Origin of the sequence: Pedobacter sp. Bi27, assembly GCF_918698255.1 — a bacterium.
In the GTDB taxonomy this organism is placed as follows: domain Bacteria; phylum Bacteroidota; class Bacteroidia; order Sphingobacteriales; family Sphingobacteriaceae; genus Pedobacter.
On the sequence record NZ_CAKKMW010000002.1, the window covers coordinates 1,057,501 to 1,082,740 of the forward strand.

Consider the following 25,240-nt stretch of genomic DNA (forward strand, 5'->3'; position numbering starts at 1 on the left):
CTAAAAATGTAGCTTTCGAAAACTACATTAGTTGCATATTGAGGTATATTATGGGGGGGTACTCATTGTTCCTAATATCAGTTGTTTAGCTCGATTTAATCAGGATACAATAAAAAGTATTATTTTTTATTGTAAAATTTGCATTACAAACCACTTAGTCCTATATTGGATTATTATTAACTAAACTAAATTATTTTTTATGAAAAAACTTCTACAAAGTTTGTTCATATTGCTATTTATTGCAACTTCGGCAATAGCGCAAGAAAGAACAATCACTGGAACAGTTACGGGTAAGGAAGATGGGATGCCACTTCCAGGCGTAAGTGTTAAAATTAAAGGTACAACAGGCGGAACCACAACTGGCGCCGATGGTAAATACACGGTTCGTGTAACTTCAAAAGCAACAGCTTTAGAATTTTCTTACATTGGTTATATTACTCATTCAAGATCAATTGGAGGAGGATCAACAATTAATGTTGCTTTAGAGAGCGACTCTAAAACATTAACAGATGTTGTGGTAACTGGTTATGGTATTGTAAAGAAGAAAGACTTCACAGGTTCTGTTTCGACAGTTAAAGGTGACGATCTGAAAAACAAACCAGTACAAAGCTTTACGCAAGGACTAACTGGCCAGGCGGCTGGTGTTAGTATTGTGCAACCAAATGGTTTATTGAATAATCCTCCTGTTATTCGTGTGAGGGGTGTGAGTTCAATCTCCTTAAGTTCATTCCCATTGGTTATTGTTGACGGAATTCCTTTCCCGACAGGCGATGTTTCTGCCAACTCTTCAGCAAATAACCCGTTGGGCGACATCAATCCTGCTGATATTGAGACTATCGACATCCTTAAAGATGCAGCTTCAACCGCATTATATGGATCAAGAGCTGCTGCCGGTGTATTGGTGATTACCACTAAGAAAGGTAAATCAGGATCAGCAAAAGTAAGTTATGATGGATGGGTAGGTGTTAACAATGCTGTTAGATTACCTGAGTTATTAAATGCAGAGCAATATATCCAGTCGAAAAATACAGCGATGAAAAATGCTTTGGCTTTGAACCCAAATACAGTTCCTGCGTCTCAGAGAAATGCAAACGGCGAGAGTTTCTTTCCAACATTAAATGCTGATGGATCGATTGTTGATACAAAGTGGTATGATGTAATTTATCGTACCGCCTATTCTCAGAACCATGCTGTAACCGTTTCTGGAGGAACAGATAAAACAACTTATTATCTCTCAGGAGGTCTTTCTGATCAAGACGGTTTCTTAAAGGCAAACTCATTTAAAAGATATTCAGCCCGGGCAAATCTTACCCACCAGGCAACAAGTTGGTTAAAATTAAACGCAAACATCAACTATAACAATAGTTTAAATAGTTCGCCCAATAGCGGTTCTATACCGGGAGCTGCCTTTAACTCATCTGGCTTAGGTCGGATCGCAGTTGTAATGGCTCCGAACATTAAGCCGTTTAACAACGATGGTAGTTATAGCGTGTCTGGTAATAATATTGGTAGCGGCGCCAACTTAGTGCCTATTACCTATGTTAACCCTCAGGTTATTATTGATAAAGATCTTAATACATCAGAATCAAACAGGTTTCTTACTAATCTAGGTGCAGAAATTAAGATTGCAGAAGGATTAACGGCAAAAAGTACTTATTCTTGGGATAGAAGTAACACCGAAAATATTCAGTTTTGGAATCCTATTAATGGTGACGGTTTTTCTTATCCAGGTTATGCATACAACAATTCGGCAAGAAGAAACAACTGGAACTGGATTAGTACTTTATCATATAACAAAACTTTTGGCGAAGGCCACAACTTAAGTTTGAACGTAAGTTCCGATATCCAAAACACAAGAACGGTAAACTGGGGTTCTGTTAGACAAGGGTTGGCAGATCCTTCATTCTTTACCCAATACCAAGGTACTTTCACTACAAACGTAGCTGGTGGTAACGGAATTAATGAGCAATCGTGGCAAGCATATATTGGAAGTGCTAACTACAACTATAAAGGACGATATTTCTTAAGTGGTAACATCAGAAGAGATGGTAACTCGGCATTCTATATCGATAACCAATGGGGAACCTTCGGAGGTGGATCTATTGGATGGGAAATAGGGCAAGAAGACTTTTTCAAAAACTCATCACTAGGGTCAACCATTAATTCTTTACGTTTACGTGCAAGTTACGGTAAAGTTGGTAATGCTAATGTTGCTGCTTACCAAGGCTACACCACTTATGGATCTAGTATCTACGGCGCTGGAGTATTGGCGTGGTCATTTACTGGTGCGGCAAACAAAGAACTTAAATGGGAAACCAGTAAACAAACAGATATAGGTTTAAATGTTGGCTTATTAAATAGCCGCATTACCTTTGAGATGGATTATTTCTACAAAGATATCGATAACCTGATTTTAGGTGTTACTCAAGCACCATCGAAAGGTATTCCGGGAGGTGTAATCAATACCAACGTAGGTTCAATGTACAACCGTGGATTTGAGTTTGCTTTGAGTGGTTCGCCAATTAAAGACAGCAATTTTACATGGACTTCGAGCCTTAACTTTACAACAATCAAAAATAAGGTTACGGCACTTGATCCATCACTTCCTAAGTTAACTGAATCTACAGGAGGACTTGAAACAGCAAGTATAACCGTAGAAGGCAAGTCGATCGGAGGAATCTATGCCGTTGAGACTAGAGGTGTGAATCCAGCAAATGGAAGAAGAATCTTTGTTAATAAAGATGGCAGAGAAGTTCAATACTTACATCAAGGTGGTGTAAATGCCTGGACTTACCTAGATGGTACTGCTGCTAATCCAGTTAATGCAAATGATCAAAAATACATTGGCAACACACTTCCAACCTGGTATGGGGGCTTTAACAATACATTTACCTACAAAAACTTTGACTTTAATTTCATGTTCACTTACTCTGGCGGAAATTATATCTACAATGGTTCTAAGGCGGGTTTACGTGATCAGCGTTTTTGGAATAACTCGACAGATGTGTTAAATGCCTGGACAACAGCCGGCCAACAAACCAATATTCCAAGAGTGGTTTACGGAGATAACATTTCGAACGGATCGTCATTCCCGATTTCTGAAAATGTTGAAAAGGGAGATTTCTTACGCTTACAGGCTGCTACTTTAGGTTATAAAGTCCCTACCAGTGTTTTTGGAAAAACAGGAATCACAAGCTTAAGAGTATATGCATCTGTAAATAATGCTTTCATTATTACAGGATACTCTGGTGTTGACCCTGAAATCTCGACGAATGGTAACTCAAACTTAGCTGCAGGTGTTGAGCGTAACAGTATTCCACAGGGTAGACAGTTCACTTTTGGTCTTAGCTTAGGTTTGTAACAATTAAATATTAACTACATGAAAAAATACTTAAAATCATATAGGTTACAATTGGTCAAAGCGGCTATTGTAGCTATTCCTCTAATTACAGGCATCACATCTTGTAAAAAAGAAACATTGCAAATTGCACCAGAGTTATCATTATCTGATGTAAATGCTTACGAAACCCCAGCACGTATAGAAGCTTTGGTGACGGGATTATATTCAACCGCAAAAAGCGGATCTTTATTTGGCGGACGTTATCAGATTTATAATGACATTAGAGCTGAAGAATTTATAAATCGTACTTCTAATGGTGTAACCGGCTCAACTGTTTATAATTCGACCAACAACAACGGCGATACTTATGTTGCTAACTTTTGGAACCAGGGATATTTACTAATTAACAGGGTAAATGTTTTCCTTGATGGACTTGAGGCTAATAAAAGTAAAGTAACGCAGGCGCAATACGATCAATTTGCATCTGAGGCCAAGTTTTTGCGTGGTTTGACCTACTTCAGCTTAGTTCAAATCTTTGCCAAGCCTTATATTTCAAACGCTGGTGCTTCAAGAGGGTTGCCACTACGCTTGCTTCCTGAAATTGGTACAGCGAATAACATATTAAAAAGCAGTAGTGTTGCTGAAATCTATACTCAGATTCTTAAAGATCTCGATGCTGCAGAAACCGGTCTTCCGAATACGTATTCAACAGCTTTGCTTCGCACAACAAGAGCGCATAAAAACACAGCTATTGCATTAAAAACCAGAGTATATTTAACGATGGGCAACTATGCTAAAGTTGTTGAAGAGGGCGATAAAATTGTTCCCGCAGCGGCCCCTTTCTCTACCTCTGCCCGTGCGCCACATGCTTTAGCAGCTTCAGTTAGAGCGGTGTTTACTGCACCATATACAACATCAGAATCTATCTTCTCTTTTCCTTTTGCTGATACAAATGCCCCAGGCACTCAAAATCAGATTGGCTACTACTTCAGCTGGGACGGTGGAGGTAACTTAGATTATGCCCTAAACACCACTACAGGTACTTATTCTGGTATATATACTGATCCAATTTGGCCTGCTACTGATGCAAGAAAAACATCAGCTTTAATCTCTACAGCTACTATTAGTGGTACGTTATATACTTACCCAACAAAACATAGTGCTGTAAGTCCTTTTGTAGATTATGTAACCATGATCAGATACGCAGAAGTGTTGTTGAATGTTGCTGAAGCAGAAGCTTTACGCGCAGGAGGTAACCTGGTTCGTTCAAGAGCTTTGCTTGATGCTGTTCGTAAGCGTTCGGATGCCACTTATGACTTTGGTGTTTTGGCAACTGGTGCCCAACTTGCTGATGTGATCCTTAAGGAAAGAAGAATTGAGTTGTTAATGGAAGGATTCAGATACAATGATATCGCCAGAAAGAACTTACCACTGAAATCATATGGAGCCAACGCTACTATTCCTGTAGCAGATGTTAGATATTCATTACCTATTCCTGCCCAGGAGATTATTAGTAACCCTGCAGCTGAATGGTAAGGTAACACAGTATAAAGTATTTTAAACGAAAAACAGCCTTTCAAATTTAATTTGAAAGGCTGTTTTTATTATAGGGACTCCTTGAAATGATTAAGTAGCAGAGAGAGAATTGTAATACTCAAGCAACATTTGAATATCCTCATCCGATTTGAAACTTAACTTTTTGTCGACGATAAATTTAGTCAATGGCTCCTTTTTATCATTCAACGCATTCAGCAAACTTTTCTTGTCTTTTTTCACCTTAAGCAGCTGTCCGTTGTTGTAAATGAAATATAACTCACTGTTAACAACCGTTTTTTGACTTCTTGCAGATCCATAGGGTGTAACTTCAACAATAGCTTTTACAGGTTTTTTTAAAGCAATAGCCTTTCCTGAATTTAAAACCATGTAATAGCTTTTCTCTGTATAAGTGCCATAGGGTGGAAACCCATTTCTAAAAACTTCGAGATATATAGGTGATGTTTTAGGCTTAATAAGCTGGAATTCTTTAACTGGGTTTTTAAAGGCCATCTCTTGCCCCCCGCTTAAAAAAACTAATCTATCAGACATTACGTCATAATTGAGATCCATGTTGTTAAAGTATTTTTCATCGGCCTGAAGAACATGACCTTTAATAAAGCTGTCGTAAAGGTATTCGGTACCAACAAACGTCCTTTCTTGCTTGGTACCGATAGGAGTTCCTACAATATCTTGCGAGATTTTAAATTGTGCCTGTGCAGTATAAACAGAAATGCTAAGCAATGAAGCTAAAAAAAATCCTTTGTTCATTTTAAGTACGGGTTATATGTGTATAATTTAAGAATATCTTTCTGATTATCAAAGTAGATATGTTTATTTCTTAGCTCCACTATATTTCGCTAGCTGGATAAAGAACAATCCGGAAAATACAATGCCTAATTCATTTCCAGGTTATCATCTTTTTATATGCATCTAAATAGCAGCAATCATTTTCTTTAAAACCAGGGGGTGCCTTCTAAAAGCGAACTTGCTTGCTATAAGCGCTTTAATAATATATAAATGGTTGCAAATTTAGGAGTGTAAAATTTGCATTACAGAATACTAAACCATATCTTGGATTATTATTAACTAAACTAAATTATTTTTATGAAAAAACTTCTACAAAGTTTGTTCATATTGCTATTTATTGCCACTTCAGCAATAGCGCAAGATCGAACAATCACTGGAACAGTTACGGCCCAGGAAGATGGATTACCCCTCCCGGGCGTAAGTGTAAGAATTAAAGACGCATCAAACTCTGGCGTCTCAACAAATGCCGCAGGTAAATTTTCCATCAAGGTAAGTGCAGAAGCCAAGGTGCTAATTTTTTCTTCGGTTGGCTATTCCACACAAGAAATTGCCATTAGAGGTAGTGTCGTAAATGCATCTTTAGAAACAGATTCAAAGTCTCTATCAGAAGTTGTGGTAACGGCATTGGGCCAAAAAAGAGAAGCCAAATCGTTAGGTTATGCTGCTACAACAGTTAAGAATAGCGATTTAACGGCAGGCCGTTCAACCAATGTGGTTAATGCATTGGCAGGTAAAGTAGCAGGTGTAAAAATTCTATCAACAGGCGGTGCAACAGGAGCATCATCAAACATTAATATCAGGCAAGCCACAACTTTTACCGGATCGAACCAACCGCTATGGGTATTAGATGGTATTCCGATTGATAATGGTGGGGGTGCACAAGGTGTTAATACTGGTAGTACAAATTCAAACAGAGGTATTGATCTAAACCAGGATGACATTGAATCTGTAACCATTTTAAAAGGACCTGCTGCTGCGGTGCTGTATGGTTCAAGAGCCGTTGCTGGTGCGGTAATTGTAACCACTAAAAAGGGAAGCAAAGGCCAGGCAGGAAGAGTAGAATTAAGCAGTAACTACAATTACATAGAGGTTAACCGTTTACCAGATTATCAGAACGGATACTCACAAGGAACCAATGGGTTATACGATCCTTTCTCTCAAATGTCGTGGGGAACAAAGGTAACCGGGCAAACAGTTACCAATTACCTTGGTAATGCTGAAACCCTTACCGCATATCCAGATAATGTTAAGGATATATTTAAAGGAGGTTATAATTTACAGAACAATGTTACTTTTTCTGGTGGTACCGAAAAAACAGCCTACTACTTTAATTATGGAAATTTTAAAGAAAGTGGATATATGGATAATAACACTTTGGCTAAAAATAACTTTACTGTTAATGCAAGTACACAATTGAGTAAAAATTTAACCATTAGTTCTTCAATTCAGTACATCCACAATAATTCTGTGGGTACTCCTACGGGTAATGCAAGGTCTAATCCTTTATTTGATGGTATGACTTTGCCCAGAACATACAACCTCGCAAATTATCCATTTGAAACAGCAGCAGGTTTAAATAATATACCAACAAGTCGTGTTCCCAATGCAGGCTATACTTATTACAATATTTTAGGATCAGATAATCCATTATGGTCTATCAAATATGTTCTTTTTAAACAAAAAATAGACCGTGCCATTGGTAATGTTGGTTTAGATTATAAAATAGCAGACTGGTTAAGTGCTAATTATAAAATTGGTATAGATCAATATACAAATGTATCGAAAACAATTAATGAGAAATCATCTAACAATAACCAATCGGCAAGCAGGGCTGGTTCTATTATTGATAATACCACCAATAGACGTGAGGTAAGCTCGTATTTCAATTTAGTGGCCAACAAAAGGTTTTTAAAAGATTTTGGTGCCAGATTTTTATTGGGTAACGAGATTAACTATAGAAGAACAGATCAATTACAGGTCACTGGTAACGGTATACAGGCTGCCCATAACTACAATATTTCTAATACCTTAACGTATGTTCCGTTTCAAGCCATAACAGAACAAAGCCTGGTTGGGGTATATGCCGATATTAGTTTAGATTATAAATCTTTTGCATACCTGTCTTTTACAGGCCGTAGAGATGTTTCTTCAACTTTTGCTCCTGATAAAAGAAGTTATTTTTATCCTAAGGTTGATGCCAGTTTCATTGCTACAGAGGCTTTCCCTGAATTAAAGAAAAATGACATTTTAACCTATTTAAAAATCAGGGCCAACTATGCGAAAGTTGGTAGAGAGGCACCAGTTTATAGTACCGGCACCTATTTTGGTACTGCAGGCCCATCTGATGGCTTTGGTCCAAATTTAATTTTCCCGTTTAATGGTGTAAATGGGCAAACGTATTCGGATGCTGCTGGTAACATTAATATCAAGCCCGAATTTACGGCTTCAAGAGAAGTTGGTTTAGAGGCCAAGTTTTTAAAAGACAGGTTGAGCATCGATGTTGCCTACTATAGTACAAAAAGTACCGACATTATATTTTCTGTTCCCAGTGCGCCTTCTTCTGGTTTTAGCAGTACTTTACTTAATGCCGGAACCTTAAAAGCCCATGGTATTGAGTTGTTGATCAGTGGAACACCGGTAAAATCTACTGACTTTATCTGGGATTTATCTGTAAACTTTACTAAAGGAAGAAACGAAGTAGTAGAATTAGCGCCGGGTGTACCTTTTATCGGTAACGGTGGTTTTACCAATCCCCAGGGCCGTATTGTTACTGGTTATCAATATGGAACGTTATTCGGACAGGTATTTAAGAAACTTAATGGGATGGATGTTGTGGATGCGAACGGTAGGTTGAGTTCTGGCCAGATCAATACCACAGAATTGCAGCCAATTGGGGATCCAAATCCAAAATGGACAGGTGGTGTAAATACTACATTCTCTTATAAAGGTTTATCATTAAGTTTATTTGCAGATATCCGCTATGGTGGTGATATTTATTCGAGAACAATTACCGACTTAAGAAGATATGGTGTTGCTGAAGAAACAGGAAATAGAGATCGTTTATATACGCACAATGCAGTATATGCTGATGGTACGCCAAATAATACATTAATTACAGCCGAACAATATTATAGTGATTTATACTCTTCGGCAGCGCAACAGTATGCGGTTTTTGATGGTTCCTGGATCAGGTTACGTGAAGCTACATTATCTTATCGTATCCCAAGCAAATTATTAAACAAACTGAGCTTTATAAAAGGAATTAATGTTGGGTTAACGGGAAGAAATCTTTTGATGTATGCACCTAATTTCCCTCACTTAGATCCAGAGAATAACCTTTTAGGTGTTGGTAATGGGCAAGGTATAGAGTATAATGGCCAGCCTCAAACTAGAACCTATGGTGGATTTTTAAAATTATCATTTTAGTATTAGGAGAGTTTAAATATGAAAATTAATATAAAGAAAATAGTTTTTGGACTGGCATTAGCCATGACAGGACTGAGCTCGTGCAAGAAATTTGTAGACATTAATGATGATCCTACACGATTAAAAGATCCTGATGCCAGTTTGGTTTTACCTGCAGCACAGGGCAGAGTGGGCTTTACAATGGGCTCTGATATTCATCGGTTTACATCCTTATGGGTACAACAGTTTGCGGCACAAGGTGGTGGCGCGGCTCAACCTACTCAATATGATAAATATGCAGTAGGTGAAAGCGACGTCAATAATACATGGGCAGCTACTTTTTCGGGAACATTGGCAGATTTGCAGAAAGTGATCGAAAAAACCAAAGCAACAAGCCCAAAATATGCGGGTGTTGCAGAGTTGGTAAAGGCTTATGTTTATCAAACCCATGTTGATGCATTTGGAGATCTTCCCTATTCAGAAGCCATTGGTTATGAAGCGAATTTAAAACCCAAGTTTGATGGATCTTCAGCTATATATGATAATCTGTTTGGTTTAATTGATGAGGGAATTGCAGATATCAAAAAGGCATCTTTACTGGCACCTACAACCGATGACCTATTTTATGGTGGTGACATGGATAAATGGGAACGTTTTGGAAATGCTTTAAAACTAAGAATGTTTATCCACTACTTTTCTACCAATGGAACAGCTGCAGATGCAACAAGAGCTAAAACAGGCATAACTGCTATATTGGCTGCGAATAAACTGTTAAGAGCAAATACCGACAATTTTCAGATGCGCTTTTTAACTTCTGCCAATCAAACCAACCCAATTCACCAATTTGAAGGATCAAGACCAAACCAGTTTTTCCCGAGTAAAACATTGGTTGATATCATGAATGCCAAGAGCGATAGTAGAAGAAATTCATTTTTCACCTTACAGGGAACTGCATATGTTGGCGCAACGAATGGCAATGGTGATGTAGTGGTAAGTACTGCTTTTTCGCGCATGAGCACTTATCTCAGAGGGAAACTTTCAGCAGGCGCATATTCTGGTGAGGCACCGATAAGAATGTTAACTTTTGCTGAGCAAAATCAGATTTTAGCTGAATATTTTGCCAGAACAAACGGAGGTAATGATTTAACCACAGCAGATACCTATTATAAAGCAGGTATAACCGCTTCATTTGCAAGTGCAGTTGAATTTTCAGATGGGACGGAAGCTGCGGCCGTAACCGCCGGTTTAGCTACTTATCTGGCTTCAACTAATGGAACATTGGCAACAGGCAATGCCCTGCAAAAAATTATCGAAGAAAAGTTTGTATCCAACTTTGGGGTTGCTATAGAGCCCTGGACGGACTGGAGAAGAACAGGCTTTCCTGTACTATCACCAGTGTCTCCTGCAACAGCCATTCCGCGTATATTACCATACTCATTCAACGAAAGAAGCTACAATCCTAACACACCAGCCCGACCTTCAGTATTTGTAAAATCTGTATTTTGGGATAAATAATTATAACTATGAAAAGAATTTTAATCATACTATTTGCATCAATTTTAGGCTTGGCCTCATGCAAAAAAGACCCAAAGCAACCTGAAACGCTTGATACACCCGCTACAATTACATTTGATGGCAACTTAAATACGGTATCCGGTACATATTCAAGCTATGCTAGTGCTACTCCTTCCACAAAAGGAACAGGAACAGTAAGTATTGTAATTACCTATAGTGGAGATGTAAAAACACTTTCGTTTACTACACCAACAGGCACAGTTATTAACAACCTGGGTACAGCTACAGTAAGTGGCGGTTCTTACACTTTTACCAAACTCGTAAAAGATTTACGTGGTGCGGCTGATGCCCCACTCCCAACCTCTGGCACAAGTGGAGCAGTTGTTTTAACGGTTACCGCTACCCTCGGGAATGGACAAACGGTAAAACGCTTTTTTACCATTAACATTACCGGATAATTTGTTCGAAAGAAAGGCTTGGAAATTTTCCAGGCCTTTCTTTTTTAAATTGAAAAGAATTTAAGCTTATTTCTTATCCACACTATACTTGCCCGGACCAATAAAAATCAGTCCGAAAAATACAATGCCTAACTCTATTGCATGACTGGCACCGCCTAATCCATCTCCTTTACCAAAATGAACCAGTGCTGCTATAATCATCGTAAAGATTAATAAAATTAGCGCCGGACGGAAAAACAATCCTACAATTAGCAAGAAACCACCAAAGGTTTCGGTAGCGGCGGCCATAAAGCCCCAAAATATAGGTAAAAAGTCTATGCCGATTACTTTCATACTTCCTCCCAGTCCAGTCCAGCCATTTGGCCCCCCTGCAAGTTTCGGGAAACCATGAATAATAAACATGGTGCCTAAACCAATGCGTAGCAGCAACAAGCCCGTATTGCGGTATTTTCCTAAATTATCTAAAATTGCCATCTATAAATATTTAAATTGAACGTTATTTGTTTCTATTTTTAAGTTCACCTCAGCACCTAAAACCATACTGAGGTTGTTATCGATATGTCCCGTTGGGAAATTAAAGCAGACTGGAAAATCATAGTCCTTAACAATATCCCAAATTACCTCATCGGCCGTTTGCCCGAAAGAAATCTTTTCTTCTTCTATTTCATTAAAGGTACCAATAATCAAACCCTTTAAGACTTTTAGTTTACCCGCCCTTTTCAGCATCCGCAACATGCGGTCTATACTGTATTCTTGCTCGCCAACATCTTCCAAAAAGAGAATTTTATCTGTAAAATCCATTTCCGAAACCGAGCCCTGTAACATGGTAAGCAAAGTTAAATTGCCTCCAATCAAAACCCCGGTTGCCTCTCCTGTCCGATTTTCAAAGGCACTTTGGTAAGAATAGGTCGGTTTCTCACCAAATAAAGTCTGCCGTAAAGAAATTAAAGCTTCTGTGGTAGATTCGTCAAAAGTATAGGGCATTTGCGCGTGCATGCACTGGGTATTACATTGCGCAATAAGGTGCGACAATAGTATGGTAATATCGCTGAAACCCACAAACCATTTAGGGTTCTTGTTAAATTCAGTAAAGTCAAGGTCATCAATAATCCTGATGGTACCATAACCGCCACGGCCCGAAATAATCGCTTTTATAGATGGATCGTCTAAAAAACGCTGAATATCTTTGGTTCTTAACGCATCAGTTCCTGCAAACTGGTGATGACTGGCGTATACACTTTCGCCAACAATAACCTCCAAGCCCCAGCTTTCTAATCGTGCTATGGCATGGTCTATAGGTTTAGGTAATTTCTTTGCCGGACATACCAGGGCAATCTTATCTCCTTTTTTTAAATACGGGGGCTGCTTAATCATCTTCAAAACACTTATCTTTGCCAAATTAATAAAAATTGTTTTGGATAATAGTAAAATTAAAAGATATACCGTAACTGCAGCGCTTCCATATACCAATGGACCAGTTCATATTGGACACCTGGCGGGTGTTTACATCCCTGCAGATATTTATGCCCGTTATTTAAGGTCGAATAAACGCGATGTAAAGTTTATCTGTGGATCTGACGAAAATGGTGTGCCCATTACTTTAAAAGCCAAAAGAGAAGGTATTACGCCTCAGGAAGTGGTAGATAAGTACCACAAGATTATTGGCGATTCTTTTAAAGAATTCGGCGTATCTTTCGATATCTATCACCGTACCTCATCGCTTACCCATCACCAAACCGCTGCCGATTTCTTCGAAACGCTTTACAATAAAGGTGTTTTTACCGAAGAGGTTACCGAGCAATATTACGATGCCACTGCGAAACAATTTTTAGCCGATCGTTATATTACCGGTACCTGTCCTAAATGTGGTAACGAAAATGCTTATGGCGATCAGTGCGAAAACTGTGGCTCTACACTTAATGCGACCGATTTAATCAATCCAAAATCTACCCTGTCTGGCGATAAACCAATTTTAAAGGAAACTAAAAACTGGTTTCTGCCACTAGATAAATACGAAGACCGTTTACGCACCTATATCGAAAGCCATAAGGAATGGCGTCCAAATGTGTACGGCCAATGCCAAAGCTGGTTAAATGCAGGTTTGCAGCCAAGGGCCATGACCAGAGATTTAGATTGGGGTGTTCGTGTTCCGCTTCGCGATGCCGAAGGTAAAGTGCTTTATGTTTGGTTCGATGCCCCTATTGGATATATTTCTGCAACCAAAGAGCTTTGTAATTATGCCAAACTCGATGTTTGGAACCCCAAAGCTGAAGAATATTACATCAGCAGTTACGAAAACGATAAATGTGGCTGGGAAGAATACTGGAAAAGCGACGAAACCAAACTGGTTCACTTTATCGGTAAAGATAACATCGTTTTCCACTGCATTATTTTCCCTGCAATGTTAATGGCGCATGGCGAATATACCCTGGCCGATAATGTGCCGGCAAACGAATTTTTAAACTTAGAAGGACAAAAAATATCGACTTCTAAGAACTGGGCAGTTTGGCTGAACGAATATTTAAGAGAGTTTGAAGGTAAACAAGATGTATTGCGATATGTATTAACCGCAACAGCTCCCGAGACCAAGGATAACGATTTTACCTGGAAAGATTTTCAGGCGAGAAACAATAATGAATTGGTGGCTATTCTGGGGAACTTTGTAAACCGGGTTGTGGTACTTACGCATAAATACTTCGGTGGCTCAGTGCCTACCTGTATGGAAATTACGGATGTAGATCAGGCTGTTATTGATGAACTGGCTTGGTACCCTGCTAAAGTCTCTGCGTCTATCGAGAATTATCGCTTTAGAGAAGCCTTATCAGAAGTAATGAATGTTGCCCGTTTAGGAAATAAATACCTGGCCGAAACCGAGCCGTGGAAATTGATTAAAACGGATGAAGACCGTGTAAGAACGATATTGAATATTGCGCTTCAAATTGCCGCCAATATTCAGATCCTGATCGAACCTTTCTTGCCATTTACAGCAGAAAAGTTAATGAAGATGCTTCAAAACGGCGGTCATGATTGGGATGATGCAGGTACGGTGAGCCTGTTAAAACGTGGCCACGAAATTGGCGAAGCTGTGCTCTTGTTTGATAAAATTGAAGATGCAGAGATCGACTTCCAGATTGAGAAACTAAACCAAAGCAAGGCCAGTAATGCAGCCAGTAGTATAGTTGCTGTTCCGGCAAAAGAGAATATCCAGTTTGATGATTTTTCGGCAATGGATATCCGTGTGGCCACCATTGTTGCTGCCGAAAAAGTAGAGAAAACAAAAAAACTATTAAAATTAACCGTAAATACCGGTATCGACGAAAGAACAGTGGTTTCGGGCATAGCCGAATATTATAAACCTGAAGATATTGTTGGTAAACAGGTAAGTATGATCGTAAATCTTGCTCCACGCGAAATCAAAGGGATTTTATCGCAGGGAATGATCCTGATGGCCGAAAATGCCGAAGGCAAACTCACTTTTGTGGCACCTGTAGAAAAATTCCCAGAGGGTAGTGTAATTAGATAGTGTTTGCCTGCCGTAATTAAGATATAAAGCCGTTTGATTAATTTCAAACGGCTTTTTTTTATTGCTTATCCTTATGCAATAATCCTAAATGCCGTTTGTTATAACTTATTTTTTAAAGACAATTTCCTTAGGTAAATGCTTGTTAAAATGAATTCTCTTGCGACAAAACTTTTGTTATATTTGCGCAACAAATGGTCCCGTAGTTCAACGGATAGAATAGAAGTTTCCTAAACTTTAGATATGAGTTCGATTCTCGTCGGGACCACTTGGAGAGGTAAATCTCCGCATTAAACGGCTTTTCTATTGCAGAGAAGCCGTTTTTGTTTTTACTGATCTTCTTATGTAGTGTGTTTCCGACAACCAAAACGACAACCGATTTTCCGTTGTCGTGGTTGCTCAATTCACTTATATGGCAGAGATTAAATTAAACCTAAGAGAGCCTAACGCAGAAAAAGAAACACCAATCAATGTGATCATTAGATATAATGGTCAAAAGCTAGTTTACTCAAGTGGTAAACGAATTCACCCTAGTATGTGGGACAACCTATCGCAGAAAGCAAAAAGGTCGAAGGATTCTACAAGTTCAGAACTTTTGAACGGAAACCTACGTCTCATCACTCAGGGAATATATGAAGAAATAGAACGCTATCAGAAAGATAATCAGCAGCAATTTCCAGAGCCTAAACAACTAAAGACAATACTCGACTTACGTTTTTCAAGGGTAGCTGAAACCACAAAGAAAAACTTCTTTGAATATATCGAATGGTTTAGTCTAGTATATGCTCCCAAGAAACAACTTATAAAGAGTACCGAAACAAGTGCCACTAGTCCAAATACATTAAAGACGTATGTAACTACTCTTAGGCTATTAAAAATATTTGCGAAGGTCAATGGCACTTTCGATTTTAAGGATATCAATTTGGAATGGTATCAGAACTTTACCGAATGGTGTAATTCTACCAAGAACTATAACCCGAGTACTATAGGTAAGCATATTAAAGTTATTAAAACATGGTTGAGAAAAGCTGAAGAGGATGGTTTACATTGCGCTACTTTCTATAAGCACCAAGATTTTAGGAAGCCGTCCTATTTATCAGAAACAATATATTTAAATAGGGATGAATTAGCACTGATACAAAAGTTAGATCTTTCTAAGCATGTCGAACTAGATCGTATTCGCGATTTGTTTTTAGTTGGGGCATGGACAGGTTTAAGGTTTAGTGACTTTAATCGTTTAAACGCAGATAATATCTCTGATGGTTTTATAAGGATGAAGACAAGTAAAACCAGCTCTCAGGCTGTTATTCCTATCAACACGGTTGTTAGAGATATACTTGGGGATTTCGCTAAAAGTGTGCACCAGTTTTCATTCCAAACTGTACACCCCGCTTTTTACCATCCGGTCTTGATGGAATCGTAAAGACTGAGCCAAATATATTAAATCCTCCCAGATTCCTTCCCTTCATTTTCCAATCTATCTTTCCTGCATTTGATCAACCAATCCTCCACAGAAGATGGTTTTGCAACAAAAACGGCCTTCCAGAACAAGATTTACAGCAAATCAACCCGCTTTTAAAAACACATTAGAATAAGAAATATAATTTTTGATTTTAAGGCTATTAGAACATCTCCGTTTCGATTTCTCTAGGCGAAACAATCATTGAATCCACCCCCGCTTTTCAGAAGCTTAAAACCGCTTAAAATGAGCCGAGTGGCCACTTTCAAGCGAAATCTAGTGAACAATATAGGCCGAAAAAGATGGCCACGATGGATGAAAACCAGTGGCCACTTTTAGCGGAACCCCCAATATGGGTAGGATTGCGTTTCTAGAAGAATTCAAAATCATACTCCTTAACCGAAGTAACCATGTATTGGGGATTGTCGATATTTCAATGGGTGGTGTTAGCGGTACTTATGTTGATCCTAAGGTAGTGTTTGCTGTTGCTTTAAAAGGTAATGCGTCTGGAATAATACTCACACATAACCATCCTAGTGGATCAGTTAAGCCAAGTGAGGCAGATATCAAGTTAACGAAACGACTGGTAGAATGTGGTAAGCTACTTGATATTAATGTCTGGGATCACATCATTTTGAGTGAAAATAGCTACTATAGTTTTGCTGATGATGGCATGATGTAGCTTATAAAATTATTAACTTAGTAACAATTAACAGATTTATTAATAGGTTATACATTATATAACTCTAGGGTGGTTGAAGACAACGAAACCGACAACCAAGCCTTTAGAATAAAGATAGAGAAGCTAAAAAAGTGCCCTGAGACACGGATAGAATAGAAACTACCTATAACTTTAGATATGAGTTCGATTCTCGTCGGGACCACAAAACAAAAAGCCTTTGGATTTAAATCCGAAGGCTTTTTGTTATTTTAGGATTATTATTAATTAAGTTTCTAAACAATAACTTCAGCATGGTCAAAAACTTTACCTTTTTATTTATAGCAATTCTTATTTCACAATTTGGATGTAAATCTGGTCGAGGATCTGAGCATAAAGAGGTTAAAGAATTTGAAGGAGTAATCACATATCATGAAATGGATAAAAGTATCGAAGGAATGAATGTGGATGATACGGTTACGGTCTATTATGCTAACGGAAATTATGCTGCCTTTCACTCAGAGAGAAGTTCAAAATTCCATATAGTTAAAGATTATTATTTTAATGGTGCTTATCCCTTAAGGTTGTTTGTTGATAATACTTCTGATACTCTTCGGTCGTTAAAGTTAAATTCCTCATTTGGGAAACTTGAAAGCTTTAAAATAAAAAAAGCGGAAGAAAAAATATTTTCACGTAATTGCGAAGCCATCGAACTTACCATTAGTTTTGACGAAAACGGTTCTACAAGTTATACCGATAATACGATTATATTTTCAAGAGGTTATTTAAAAATAAAGAAAGAGCATTTTAAAAACTGGAATTTGGGGTTTTTTAATAAAATAATAGATGAATCTGGAGCTTACTATTTAAAATCTAAATCAGTTCATTTTGATAGTTCACACAAAAATATTTTATCAAGTAAAACTTATGAAGTTATTTCTGTTAAAGAACAAAAAGTAGATCAAAAGATATTTGCGATAGATTTATTAAAAATCAGATAGGTTAAGTAAGTGTGCTTTTTTTAAAGTTAATGCCAAAGGGAGTAAAAGTTTAAAATTCGTTTCGTTAAGATATTTAAAACCGACCTCTTTGAGACCACTTCCTTAGATTCAAACCAGAACATTGTCGCGCAAATCGTTGATTTTCAAGGCTTTGTTTTGGTTTTTATAACACATTAAGACTCATCATTGTTCATTCTGAATGGCTGGTTTTAGTGAGGCGAAAACTTGCCAATTTTTGTAAAGCACTTAGGCCAGAAAAATTCTAATGGTTGTTGCACAGCTTATTTATTTCAAAATACTTGGATTGTTAATATTATTGGATGGTAATGTTAATTTCCCCGCTTAGAACATTTCCTGAAACTTTTGTTGTCTTATTTCTTTCAATTGGAATGAAGACGGGGATCGGAAGTGAGCCCGGGGGATCAATATCTATAAAAAGAGTTCTTCCAGTTGTTAGCAGCTTAAGTTTGAATGGCCCATTGGCTGCTGTATTGACCTGAAAATGGGGCCTTTTGGTTACGCCATTAAAAGGATTATATGTATCAAAACTTATGGCGGTAGATTCACGGAATAGCTCCGCAATAAAAACATGAACATCAGAAAAAGAAATCTCGACTTCTCCGATTACACGTTGCATCATCAGATCCACGGTTTTGTTTCCCGTAATGCTAACGGTGTCTTTTGCGAGGAATGTATCAGTGGTTCTATAATTTTTTTCGCCCTCGTAAGGATCTGGATAAAGATACTGCATATAAGCCTGTGCAATTTGTAGTTTTACTGGTACTGTAGCAGGTGTTTGGTAAAAAAGATTAATGCCAAAAGGTGTATTGGAGCCTGCCGCAACAAAAATGTAATTTGTTGATGGTAGGTTAAAGGCAATTTGTCCAAAATTTAAATCAGTTGAACTTTGCGTTTGCCTTGCTACTTCTTCACCGCTACCGGCATCGTAAACAATAATGCTGAGTTGTGTAATATAGTTTTTTATCGGTTCGTTTTGGAATCCAACATTAGGCTCCCCGACAGTGTGATTTAGCCCACCAATACGAAAATTGACAGTATATTTTTTTTGATTTGGACCATTATTTATTAAATCAATAAGATCCATTTTACAGCTCATTAGTAAAATCAACTGCGACAATGCCAATAGCAAAAATAACTTTCTCATACTGCGAATGTATGGTTAATTTAATTGTATATTGCTGTAAAGCAGGTTGTTGTGAAGTTGTTTACAATTGTAAATAAACTGTTTTTTTATACAGAAAGGATAATAGGTTGATTTTCTATGAGTTTAATCTTCCTGTTGGTTTAAAAAATGATCAATAAGTGTACACTGCGCACTTTCCAAATTCACACCAATTAAACTAGAATGCTACACCAATGATGGCAACTAATTGGTTTATCTTATTTATTAGTTTTGAGCAGATCTTCACCACCGAACGCTTAAATAATTAATTCGAAAAACTGAGAACTTGCAGGTATGATTTCATATCTTCTAATTAATTTTTGAGTTTAGGCAGAGATTCCCACCAGGCAAGCAGTTCGGTTTTTAATTGATTGGTTATTTTAACCTGTTTGGCGCTTAGCTCGGTAGTTTCATTTTTATCTTTCACAATGTTATAAAGCTGCACATCAGAGCCATCACTATTCATAAGCAATTTCCATTCTCCAGCGCGCACCGCCAGGTTTGGACTTCTATTGGGTTTGGCAGGATATTTAAAGGCAATATCATTTCTGCCATACTCCCAAAACATGTTTTTTTTCCTCAGTGATGATTTTCCAGCGAAAACCTTACTCCGGTCTAACCCATCTCCCTGATAATTTGCCGGTAACTTTACCCCGGCCATACCGGCTAATGATGGCAATAAATCTATCGCATTTACTTCCGAGCCCGCATCTATTTTTCCCTGGGGAATATGCCCTGGCCAGCTAATTAAAAATGGCATTCTGGTGCCACCCTCGTATAAAGAAAGTTTAGTACCTCTTAAACCACCAGTCCGGCTCCCTTTAAAACTCGGTAAAGGGCCATTGTCGCTGGTAAAGATAATGATGGTATTTTTGTCTTCACCCATTGTTTTCAAACCGTCCATTAATCTTCCCACCTGCAGATCAAGTTCCTTCAGCACTAGTTTAAAGGCCTGCTCAGATTCTTGTCCCAGAGGGAACTTACCTATATATTCATCTCCAACATTGGGTACCCATGGCGTATGTACATCATCTGGCCAAAGATTTACAAAACATGGTTTATTTTTATTTTCTTTAAAAAACTCGAGTGTTTTATCAACAAAATATTTGGTTCTGTTCCAGCGCTTTATGCTGTCTTTATCCGACCATATCCAATTTGTAGCAGTAAGCAGTGGGTCTGGCTCGGGACTTTCGTAAGTACTGGCGTGGGCATCGTAACCATATTTTTCAAAAACCGGTGCATCTTTCACATCTCTTCCTCCGCCCATGTGCCACTTACCAAAATGACCAGTTGCATATCCGGCAGACTGGAAAATTCGGGCGATAGATGGCGCCTGGGGATTTAAGTAATCTGCTTGTTCTGCATTTTTATTGTGCTTTTTATTATCCAGATAAGTATTAAAATTCCACCTTCCGGGGTACATACCCGTAAGCAAGCTGGTTCTTGATGGCGAACAGATTGGTGCGCCACTATAATATTGGTTAAGCATTAACCCATTTTTCGCCAAACGATCTATGTTGGGTGTAGGCACAAAATTTCCGCCGAAGGTACTTACATCGCTAAAACCCATATCATCAACAAGAATAATAATGATGTTTGGCTTGTTGTTTTGAGGGAAAGCCGAATAGCTAAATGCAAGCAGGAAAAAGGCAAATAATAACTTTAAATATTTCATATTAATCTTTTGGTTGATGTTCGGCTGACGGCTTATGACATCCAGCTCCGTGGCCAGGCCTTTATCGTTTTGTTGTTTCATAAAAGTAGGCAGTTTAGATGAAAGTTCGCTTTTTACTTTTTTAAACTTAGGATCTGCAATCAGGTTTTGGAGATTAAATGGATCTTTGATCACATCATACAATTCTTCTTTTGGCCTCTTTTGATATGCATTTGCCCGGGTTGAATTTTTCTCCATCCAAGTTTTAACCAATGCTCCATTGGTTACGGTGTTCTTGAAAACCCCATCGTAATTTAGGTTTTCGATATAAAGAAAATACGCACTTCTTACCGATCTCATGGCGTAGGCGTCGCTACCGCGAATAATTCCTCTAGTATGTTCACCATAAACATCATCTCTGTGGCAAGCAGGATATTTAGATTTACGTAAATCTGGCTGGAGCATCTGCAACTTTCGTCTAGAAATTACAGGCGTTGGTCTAGTGATTACCAACGCTGGTATAATACAGGGTTTTTGCCTGCAACGTTTGGTGTATGGCTGCGTCTTAATAACAAACAATAGCAAAAACCTAAAATATAAAAGATATGAAAACCTTGGCAAAAACATTATTCGCAGCAGCATTAACAGCAGTAGTATTTACTTCATCAGCAATGGCAACTTTTGCCGCTGAGCCAGTTAAAGCAGAAACAAAAACTTCTTCATTATCAAAATTCAACAGGATCTGGGTGAGCGGGAACGTTAAAATCATCTTAACACAAGGTGACAAGCAAAATGTAGAAGGTGCCGGCAACTACGATGCTGCAAAAACCTCCGTATCAACTGATGGACAAACCTTGTTTATCAATTCATTGGAAACAAGTCAGGTAACGCTGAATATTACTGTAAAAGATTTAGAAAGAATTGAAGCTTATGGTCAATCGGTTGTGGTAACCAGCAATAATTTTGATGTAAAATACCTTCAGTTATTTTTGGGCCAAAGTGCTACAGCGAAGATCAAAACTACAACAGGCAGTTTATATACAACCGTTAAGGATGATGCGGTATTAAAATTAAATGGTACCGCTAATCAAAGTACAATGATTGCCAGCAACATGAAAAATGTAAAATTAGCAGACTTTGCCAGTCTTAAATCTGCATCATATGCTTCTGAAACGATCATGGAAGCTGAACAAAACGCAATGGTTTTAGCAAAATAAAAAATCTGTTTTTAAGATGGATCAGAGCTGCCCATTTGGGTGGCTTTTTTTATTTATTTAGCGAAAGTGGTATTGGGCAATAATGATTCTGTTCTGTCTTGGCCTTCAACTTTGATCTTTAAAAGAAAAACGGGAACCATCTAATAGACGGTCCCCGTTTTAATCTAAATTAACGCTCTCGGTATATAATACGTGTATTGAGATAAATTATTGCCCTACTGGTATAATAATTTAAAAATTTCCATGCATCAGGGTATTTTTTTTCCAAATGAGCAACATAAAAACCGGATGACGGGAGTATGCAAAGCAGTTATCCGCTTTAACTTCTAATTTCCCTGCGCATAAAAAGGTAATAAGCAATGGCAAAACAACCTGTACTGGCGGCAATCATGCCGCTTAACTGGGGCCATACAATCATCAGGCTCTCTTTTACCGGCAGCGGGCTGGGAATGGCACCTGCCATTTGCTCCATACTCATCGGGCCGAGGCTCCGTATCGATGGCATCAATAGTGTGGTGGCCGCATCGGTATAAAGCTGGTTAGGTGCAATCCGCATAATAGCTAAGATAAATTCATTGTAACCCATTACCTGTGCCTGCGTAAGGTAGGCCGGGTCGGGTAAAAAGGCCCTTATAACCAGGTTAACGATAATCGGATAAAAAACGGTAAAAAACAGCCACAGCCCCAGTGCGCTCAGCGCTGCAGTTGCCGGTTGGCGAAAAACAATAGAAAGCAGGATCGATAAACTTAAATAGAATGCAACGTAAAGAAGCGTTACAAAAACAAAACCCATTATTCTGATCAGTTCCTGGGCTTCTAACCTAACGCCTGTTAACACCAGCCCCCCACCAATCATAAGTAAGGTAAGCGAAAGAAAAAGCATGCCTACTATCAGTATTGCACTGCTAAATTTAGCCAGCAGCAGGTTGTCCCTGTAAATCGGCTGTGCCAAAAGCCGGGTTAAAGTTCCGTTGTTCTGCTCCGAATTAATGGCATCAAAACCCATGCTAATGCCAAGCAGCGGTGCAAGAAAACTGAGCAGCACATGGAAAGGCGGCATCGAATTATCTGTTGATGTAAGCAGCTTTAGGTACATAAAAGCATGGTCGGGATCGTTTGTATTGGTAAAGGCTGCCCTGATATTGCTTACCGAAACATATAAAGAAGCCACAAAGGTTAACAGCACCAAAGCAACCAATACCAAAAAGCGCCAGCTCCTAATGTGATCGGCAATCTCTTTTCGGATGATTACGCCAAAGACCCTGTTTGGCTGAGGTGAGGCTGTATATTTTTTATCTTTTGTGCTGCCCGAAGAAAGCGCGCTTGAAGATACCACTTGATTTTCCATGATTTAGATTTTCATTAAAACTACTTTCAAAATATTTCTGATAGATCTCATCCAGGCCATACTCCTTACGGCTTACCTGTAAAATGTTGTAACCCTTTTCTACCAAATGGCGAACAATGCGGGGGGTAATATCATGCTGGGTGGTAAACTCCAGCGTATCGCCCAAAATGCCAATGTCTGTAACTTCTCCCCATTGTCTCATTTCGGCCTCCAATGGCCATGGCTGCTCAATTAAGTGTGCTGTTTTAATTGTGGTAATCGCTCCTTCTTTGCCAAAAAGATGGGTAGAAAGCGAGGCAATATCGCCCTGGGCCAACAGTTTGCCGCCAACAAATATGCCCACCCGATCGCATACCTGTTGTACATGGTGCAGGTGGTGCGAAGAGAGCAAAACGGTTAAGCCCTGCTGCTGGCTCAGGGTTTTAATCAAGCTTAAAAATTCCTTTACCCCTGCAGGGTCTATGCCCAGTGTTGGCTCATCGAGAATAATTACCTCGGGGTCTTTGATCAATACATCAGCCAAACCCAGCCGCTGTTTCATGCCCCGCGAAAAAATGCCGGCTTTTTTATCCATGCTGCCGGCAAGCCCCACTATATTAAGTACTTCTTCGGCCCGGTCTTTTAATGTGCTTTCGTCCAGGTTGTTCAGCCTGCCCAAATAAATTAAATTTTCGAGGGCCGTCATCTGGTTATAAAAGCCCACGCTATCTGGCATATAGCCCACCTTTTGCTTTACTGCAATGGGGTTTTTGGTGGCATCATAGCCGCAAACATGCGCAGTGCCGCTGTTGGGGTCGGTTAGCCCAAGCATCATCAATATGGAGGTGGTTTTGCCCGCGCCGTTTGGCCCGAGCAATCCAAAAATCTCACCGCGGTATACTTCCAGGTTCAGCTCATCAACCGCTTTAAAGGTTCCATAGCTTTTGCTTAGGTTCCTGAGTTGTATAATAGGTTCCATCTTATTGTGCTGTTAAAGGATGGATTATCTTCTGCCGTACTTGCGTATAAGGTAGTATACACTGCCAATGGCAAGCACAATCACCAAAATCCCGATCCAGCCAGAAAGCAATGAAGTTTTAACAAACATGCGGAACGCCAGCTGTGTGTTCGCATTGGCACCAGAAAGGCTAAAGGTTGCGGCATAATCTCCGGCTATTGTTTTATCGGGAACTTTTAAAAAGGCGGTAACGGAAACGCTTTTTCCTGCCTCAAGTTTACTGATCTTGGCCGGCTCAAAACGGACTTCCCAGCCGCTCGGCAGCTGACTGCTCAACTCCAGATCGTTCAGGGCCAGCGTTCCGGTGTTTTTAACCTCCAGCTGGATATCTTTATGCCCGCCCGAGCTTACCTCCTCACTCAGCCTTCCACTCGGTGTATTCATGGCTACGCCATACGAGCCTTTTACTACTGCTTCGAGGTTAAGTAAAAGGGTATCATCGGCCGAAACGGCTTTAAGTGGGATATTGTATTTTTTAGGTGATGCATTTGCACTGGCATTAATCTCCACTGCAATTTCCTGGCTTTTGCCTGCATCCATATTGAGCGAGGTAACCTGGCTGCCCTCTACTTTGTAACTCACCACCCAGCCCGCTGGCAGTGCTGCCTTCAGCTCGTAAATGGCCTGCTTGTTGGTGCCATTGTGAAGGGTAGTGCTGTACCTGAAAACCTCATTCGTGGCCGCCTCGATATTAATCAGCTTTGCCGTAAAAGCCGATGGGCCAGCCTTGGCTTCGTTTAAGGGTTGGGCAATAGTGGCCACGGATGGCGCAAAAAAGATGATGAAAAAAAACGCAAATCTTCCTGATAAGCGAAAACGGTTAAATGGTAATGCTGATAACATGATCTAAAATCAAAAAATAAATAATTGCTCTAAAAAATGCTTTCCTGTTTGTTTATCTGATTGGAGGATCAAAAAAAAACAACAAAATAATATTTTCAAATTCCTTTAACATTTTTTAACAATTGGAGGATTAAGGCAGGCTGGCGCTTTTCGGCATTACACACGTTACAAAAGCTGCGCTTTAAGTTTACACGGTTTTCCCGAAAACTATTGCATCAAACCGTTGATGATCAATAACCGTTTGTCTAGGAATTACAGGCGTTGGTCTAGCGGTTACCAACACTGGTATAATACCAAGT

General features: G+C 39.0%; 18 protein-coding genes and 1 tRNA gene. 11 read left to right on the plus strand and 8 right to left on the minus strand.

Annotated elements, in window-relative coordinates; genetic code table 11:
- Window positions 1-199 precede the first annotated feature (199 nt).
- Entirely contained in the window at window positions 200-3,361 is a 3,162-nt protein-coding gene (locus LQ227_RS09915; protein ID WP_230143116.1) for a TonB-dependent receptor, read from the plus strand.
- An 18-nt stretch (window positions 3,362-3,379) separates the two neighbouring features.
- Window positions 3,380-4,876, plus strand: a complete 1,497-nt coding sequence (locus LQ227_RS09920) for a RagB/SusD family nutrient uptake outer membrane protein (RefSeq protein WP_230143118.1) — start codon at window positions 3,380-3,382, stop codon at window positions 4,874-4,876.
- A gap of 90 nt (window positions 4,877-4,966) precedes the next feature.
- Here LQ227_RS09920 and LQ227_RS09925 read toward each other — a convergent pair whose 3' ends face one another.
- The gene (locus LQ227_RS09925) at window positions 4,967-5,644 is read right to left on the minus strand and encodes a hypothetical protein (protein WP_230143119.1); all 678 of its coding nucleotides are present in this window, start codon (window positions 5,642-5,644) and stop codon (window positions 4,967-4,969) included.
- Window positions 5,645-5,980: 336 nt separating this feature from the next.
- On the opposite strand from LQ227_RS09925, the gene LQ227_RS09930 reads away from it, so the two are divergent.
- Genes LQ227_RS09930 through LQ227_RS09940 form a run of 3 tightly spaced genes read left to right on the plus strand, consistent with a single transcriptional unit; the run spans window position 5,981 to window position 11,061 of the window.
- Window positions 5,981-9,109, plus strand: a complete 3,129-nt coding sequence (locus LQ227_RS09930; protein ID WP_230143121.1) for a SusC/RagA family TonB-linked outer membrane protein — start codon at window positions 5,981-5,983, stop codon at window positions 9,107-9,109.
- Between the two features lie 18 nt (window positions 9,110-9,127).
- Window positions 9,128-10,603, plus strand: coding sequence for a SusD/RagB family nutrient-binding outer membrane lipoprotein (locus tag LQ227_RS09935; protein WP_230143123.1), 1,476 nt, complete (start codon window positions 9,128-9,130; stop codon window positions 10,601-10,603).
- Window positions 10,604-10,611: 8 nt separating this feature from the next.
- Window positions 10,612-11,061, plus strand: coding sequence for a hypothetical protein (locus LQ227_RS09940; protein ID WP_230143125.1), 450 nt, complete (start codon window positions 10,612-10,614; stop codon window positions 11,059-11,061).
- 66 nt (window positions 11,062-11,127) lie between these two features.
- Here the strand turns inward: LQ227_RS09940 and LQ227_RS09945 are convergent, their stop codons facing one another.
- On the minus strand, window positions 11,128-11,535 hold the full coding sequence (locus tag LQ227_RS09945) for a DoxX family protein (RefSeq protein WP_029274842.1): 408 nt from the start codon (window positions 11,533-11,535) through the stop codon (window positions 11,128-11,130).
- Window positions 11,536-12,435 carry an LD-carboxypeptidase gene (locus LQ227_RS09950; RefSeq protein ID WP_230149204.1) on the minus strand — a complete coding sequence of 300 codons (900 nt, stop codon included), beginning with the start codon at window positions 12,433-12,435 and terminating at the stop codon, window positions 11,536-11,538.
- Between the two features lie 40 nt (window positions 12,436-12,475).
- On the opposite strand from LQ227_RS09950, the gene metG reads away from it, so the two are divergent.
- The 5 genes from metG (at window position 12,476) to LQ227_RS09975 (ending at window position 17,699) form a co-directional block, all read left to right on the plus strand.
- The gene (gene metG, locus LQ227_RS09955) at window positions 12,476-14,584 is read left to right on the plus strand and encodes a methionine--tRNA ligase (RefSeq protein ID WP_230149205.1); all 2,109 of its coding nucleotides are present in this window, start codon (window positions 12,476-12,478) and stop codon (window positions 14,582-14,584) included.
- 193 nt (window positions 14,585-14,777) lie between these two features.
- Window positions 14,778-14,849 (plus strand) — tRNA-Arg (locus LQ227_RS09960).
- A gap of 144 nt (window positions 14,850-14,993) precedes the next feature.
- The gene (locus LQ227_RS09965; protein ID WP_230149206.1) at window positions 14,994-16,004 is read left to right on the plus strand and encodes a site-specific integrase; all 1,011 of its coding nucleotides are present in this window, start codon (window positions 14,994-14,996) and stop codon (window positions 16,002-16,004) included.
- A gap of 388 nt (window positions 16,005-16,392) precedes the next feature.
- Entirely contained in the window at window positions 16,393-16,722 is a 330-nt protein-coding gene (locus LQ227_RS09970; protein WP_230149207.1) for a JAB domain-containing protein, read from the plus strand.
- 290 nt (window positions 16,723-17,012) lie between these two features.
- Window positions 17,013-17,699 (plus strand): hypothetical protein, encoded by a 687-nt coding sequence (locus tag LQ227_RS09975; protein ID WP_230143131.1) that lies wholly within the window; start codon window positions 17,013-17,015, stop codon window positions 17,697-17,699.
- Between the two features lie 313 nt (window positions 17,700-18,012).
- Here the strand turns inward: LQ227_RS09975 and LQ227_RS09980 are convergent, their stop codons facing one another.
- Both LQ227_RS09980 and LQ227_RS09985 read right to left on the minus strand, forming a co-directional pair.
- On the minus strand, window positions 18,013-18,864 hold the full coding sequence (locus tag LQ227_RS09980) for a hypothetical protein (RefSeq protein ID WP_230143132.1): 852 nt from the start codon (window positions 18,862-18,864) through the stop codon (window positions 18,013-18,015).
- 331 nt (window positions 18,865-19,195) lie between these two features.
- Window positions 19,196-21,001 carry a sulfatase-like hydrolase/transferase gene (locus LQ227_RS09985; RefSeq protein WP_230143133.1) on the minus strand — a complete coding sequence of 602 codons (1,806 nt, stop codon included), beginning with the start codon at window positions 20,999-21,001 and terminating at the stop codon, window positions 19,196-19,198.
- 140 nt (window positions 21,002-21,141) lie between these two features.
- On the opposite strand from LQ227_RS09985, the gene LQ227_RS09990 reads away from it, so the two are divergent.
- Window positions 21,142-21,753: a GIN domain-containing protein gene (locus tag LQ227_RS09990; protein ID WP_230143134.1), complete on the plus strand. Its 612-nt coding sequence runs from the start codon at window positions 21,142-21,144 to the stop codon at window positions 21,751-21,753.
- Window positions 21,754-22,072: 319 nt separating this feature from the next.
- On the opposite strand, the gene LQ227_RS09995 is transcribed toward LQ227_RS09990, so the two are convergent.
- Genes LQ227_RS09995 through LQ227_RS10005 form a run of 3 tightly spaced genes read right to left on the minus strand, consistent with a single transcriptional unit; the run spans window position 22,073 to window position 24,941 of the window.
- On the minus strand, window positions 22,073-23,101 hold the full coding sequence (locus tag LQ227_RS09995; RefSeq protein ID WP_230149208.1) for an ABC transporter permease: 1,029 nt from the start codon (window positions 23,099-23,101) through the stop codon (window positions 22,073-22,075).
- A complete protein-coding gene (locus LQ227_RS10000; RefSeq protein ID WP_230149209.1) occupies window positions 23,046-24,059 on the minus strand; it encodes an ABC transporter ATP-binding protein in 1,014 nt (337 codons plus the stop codon). The genes LQ227_RS09995 and LQ227_RS10000 overlap by 56 nt, the downstream gene beginning before the upstream one ends.
- A 24-nt stretch (window positions 24,060-24,083) precedes the next feature.
- Window positions 24,084-24,941, minus strand: a complete 858-nt coding sequence (locus tag LQ227_RS10005; RefSeq protein WP_230149210.1) for an NEW3 domain-containing protein — start codon at window positions 24,939-24,941, stop codon at window positions 24,084-24,086.
- Between the last annotated feature and the right edge of the window lie 299 nt (window positions 24,942-25,240).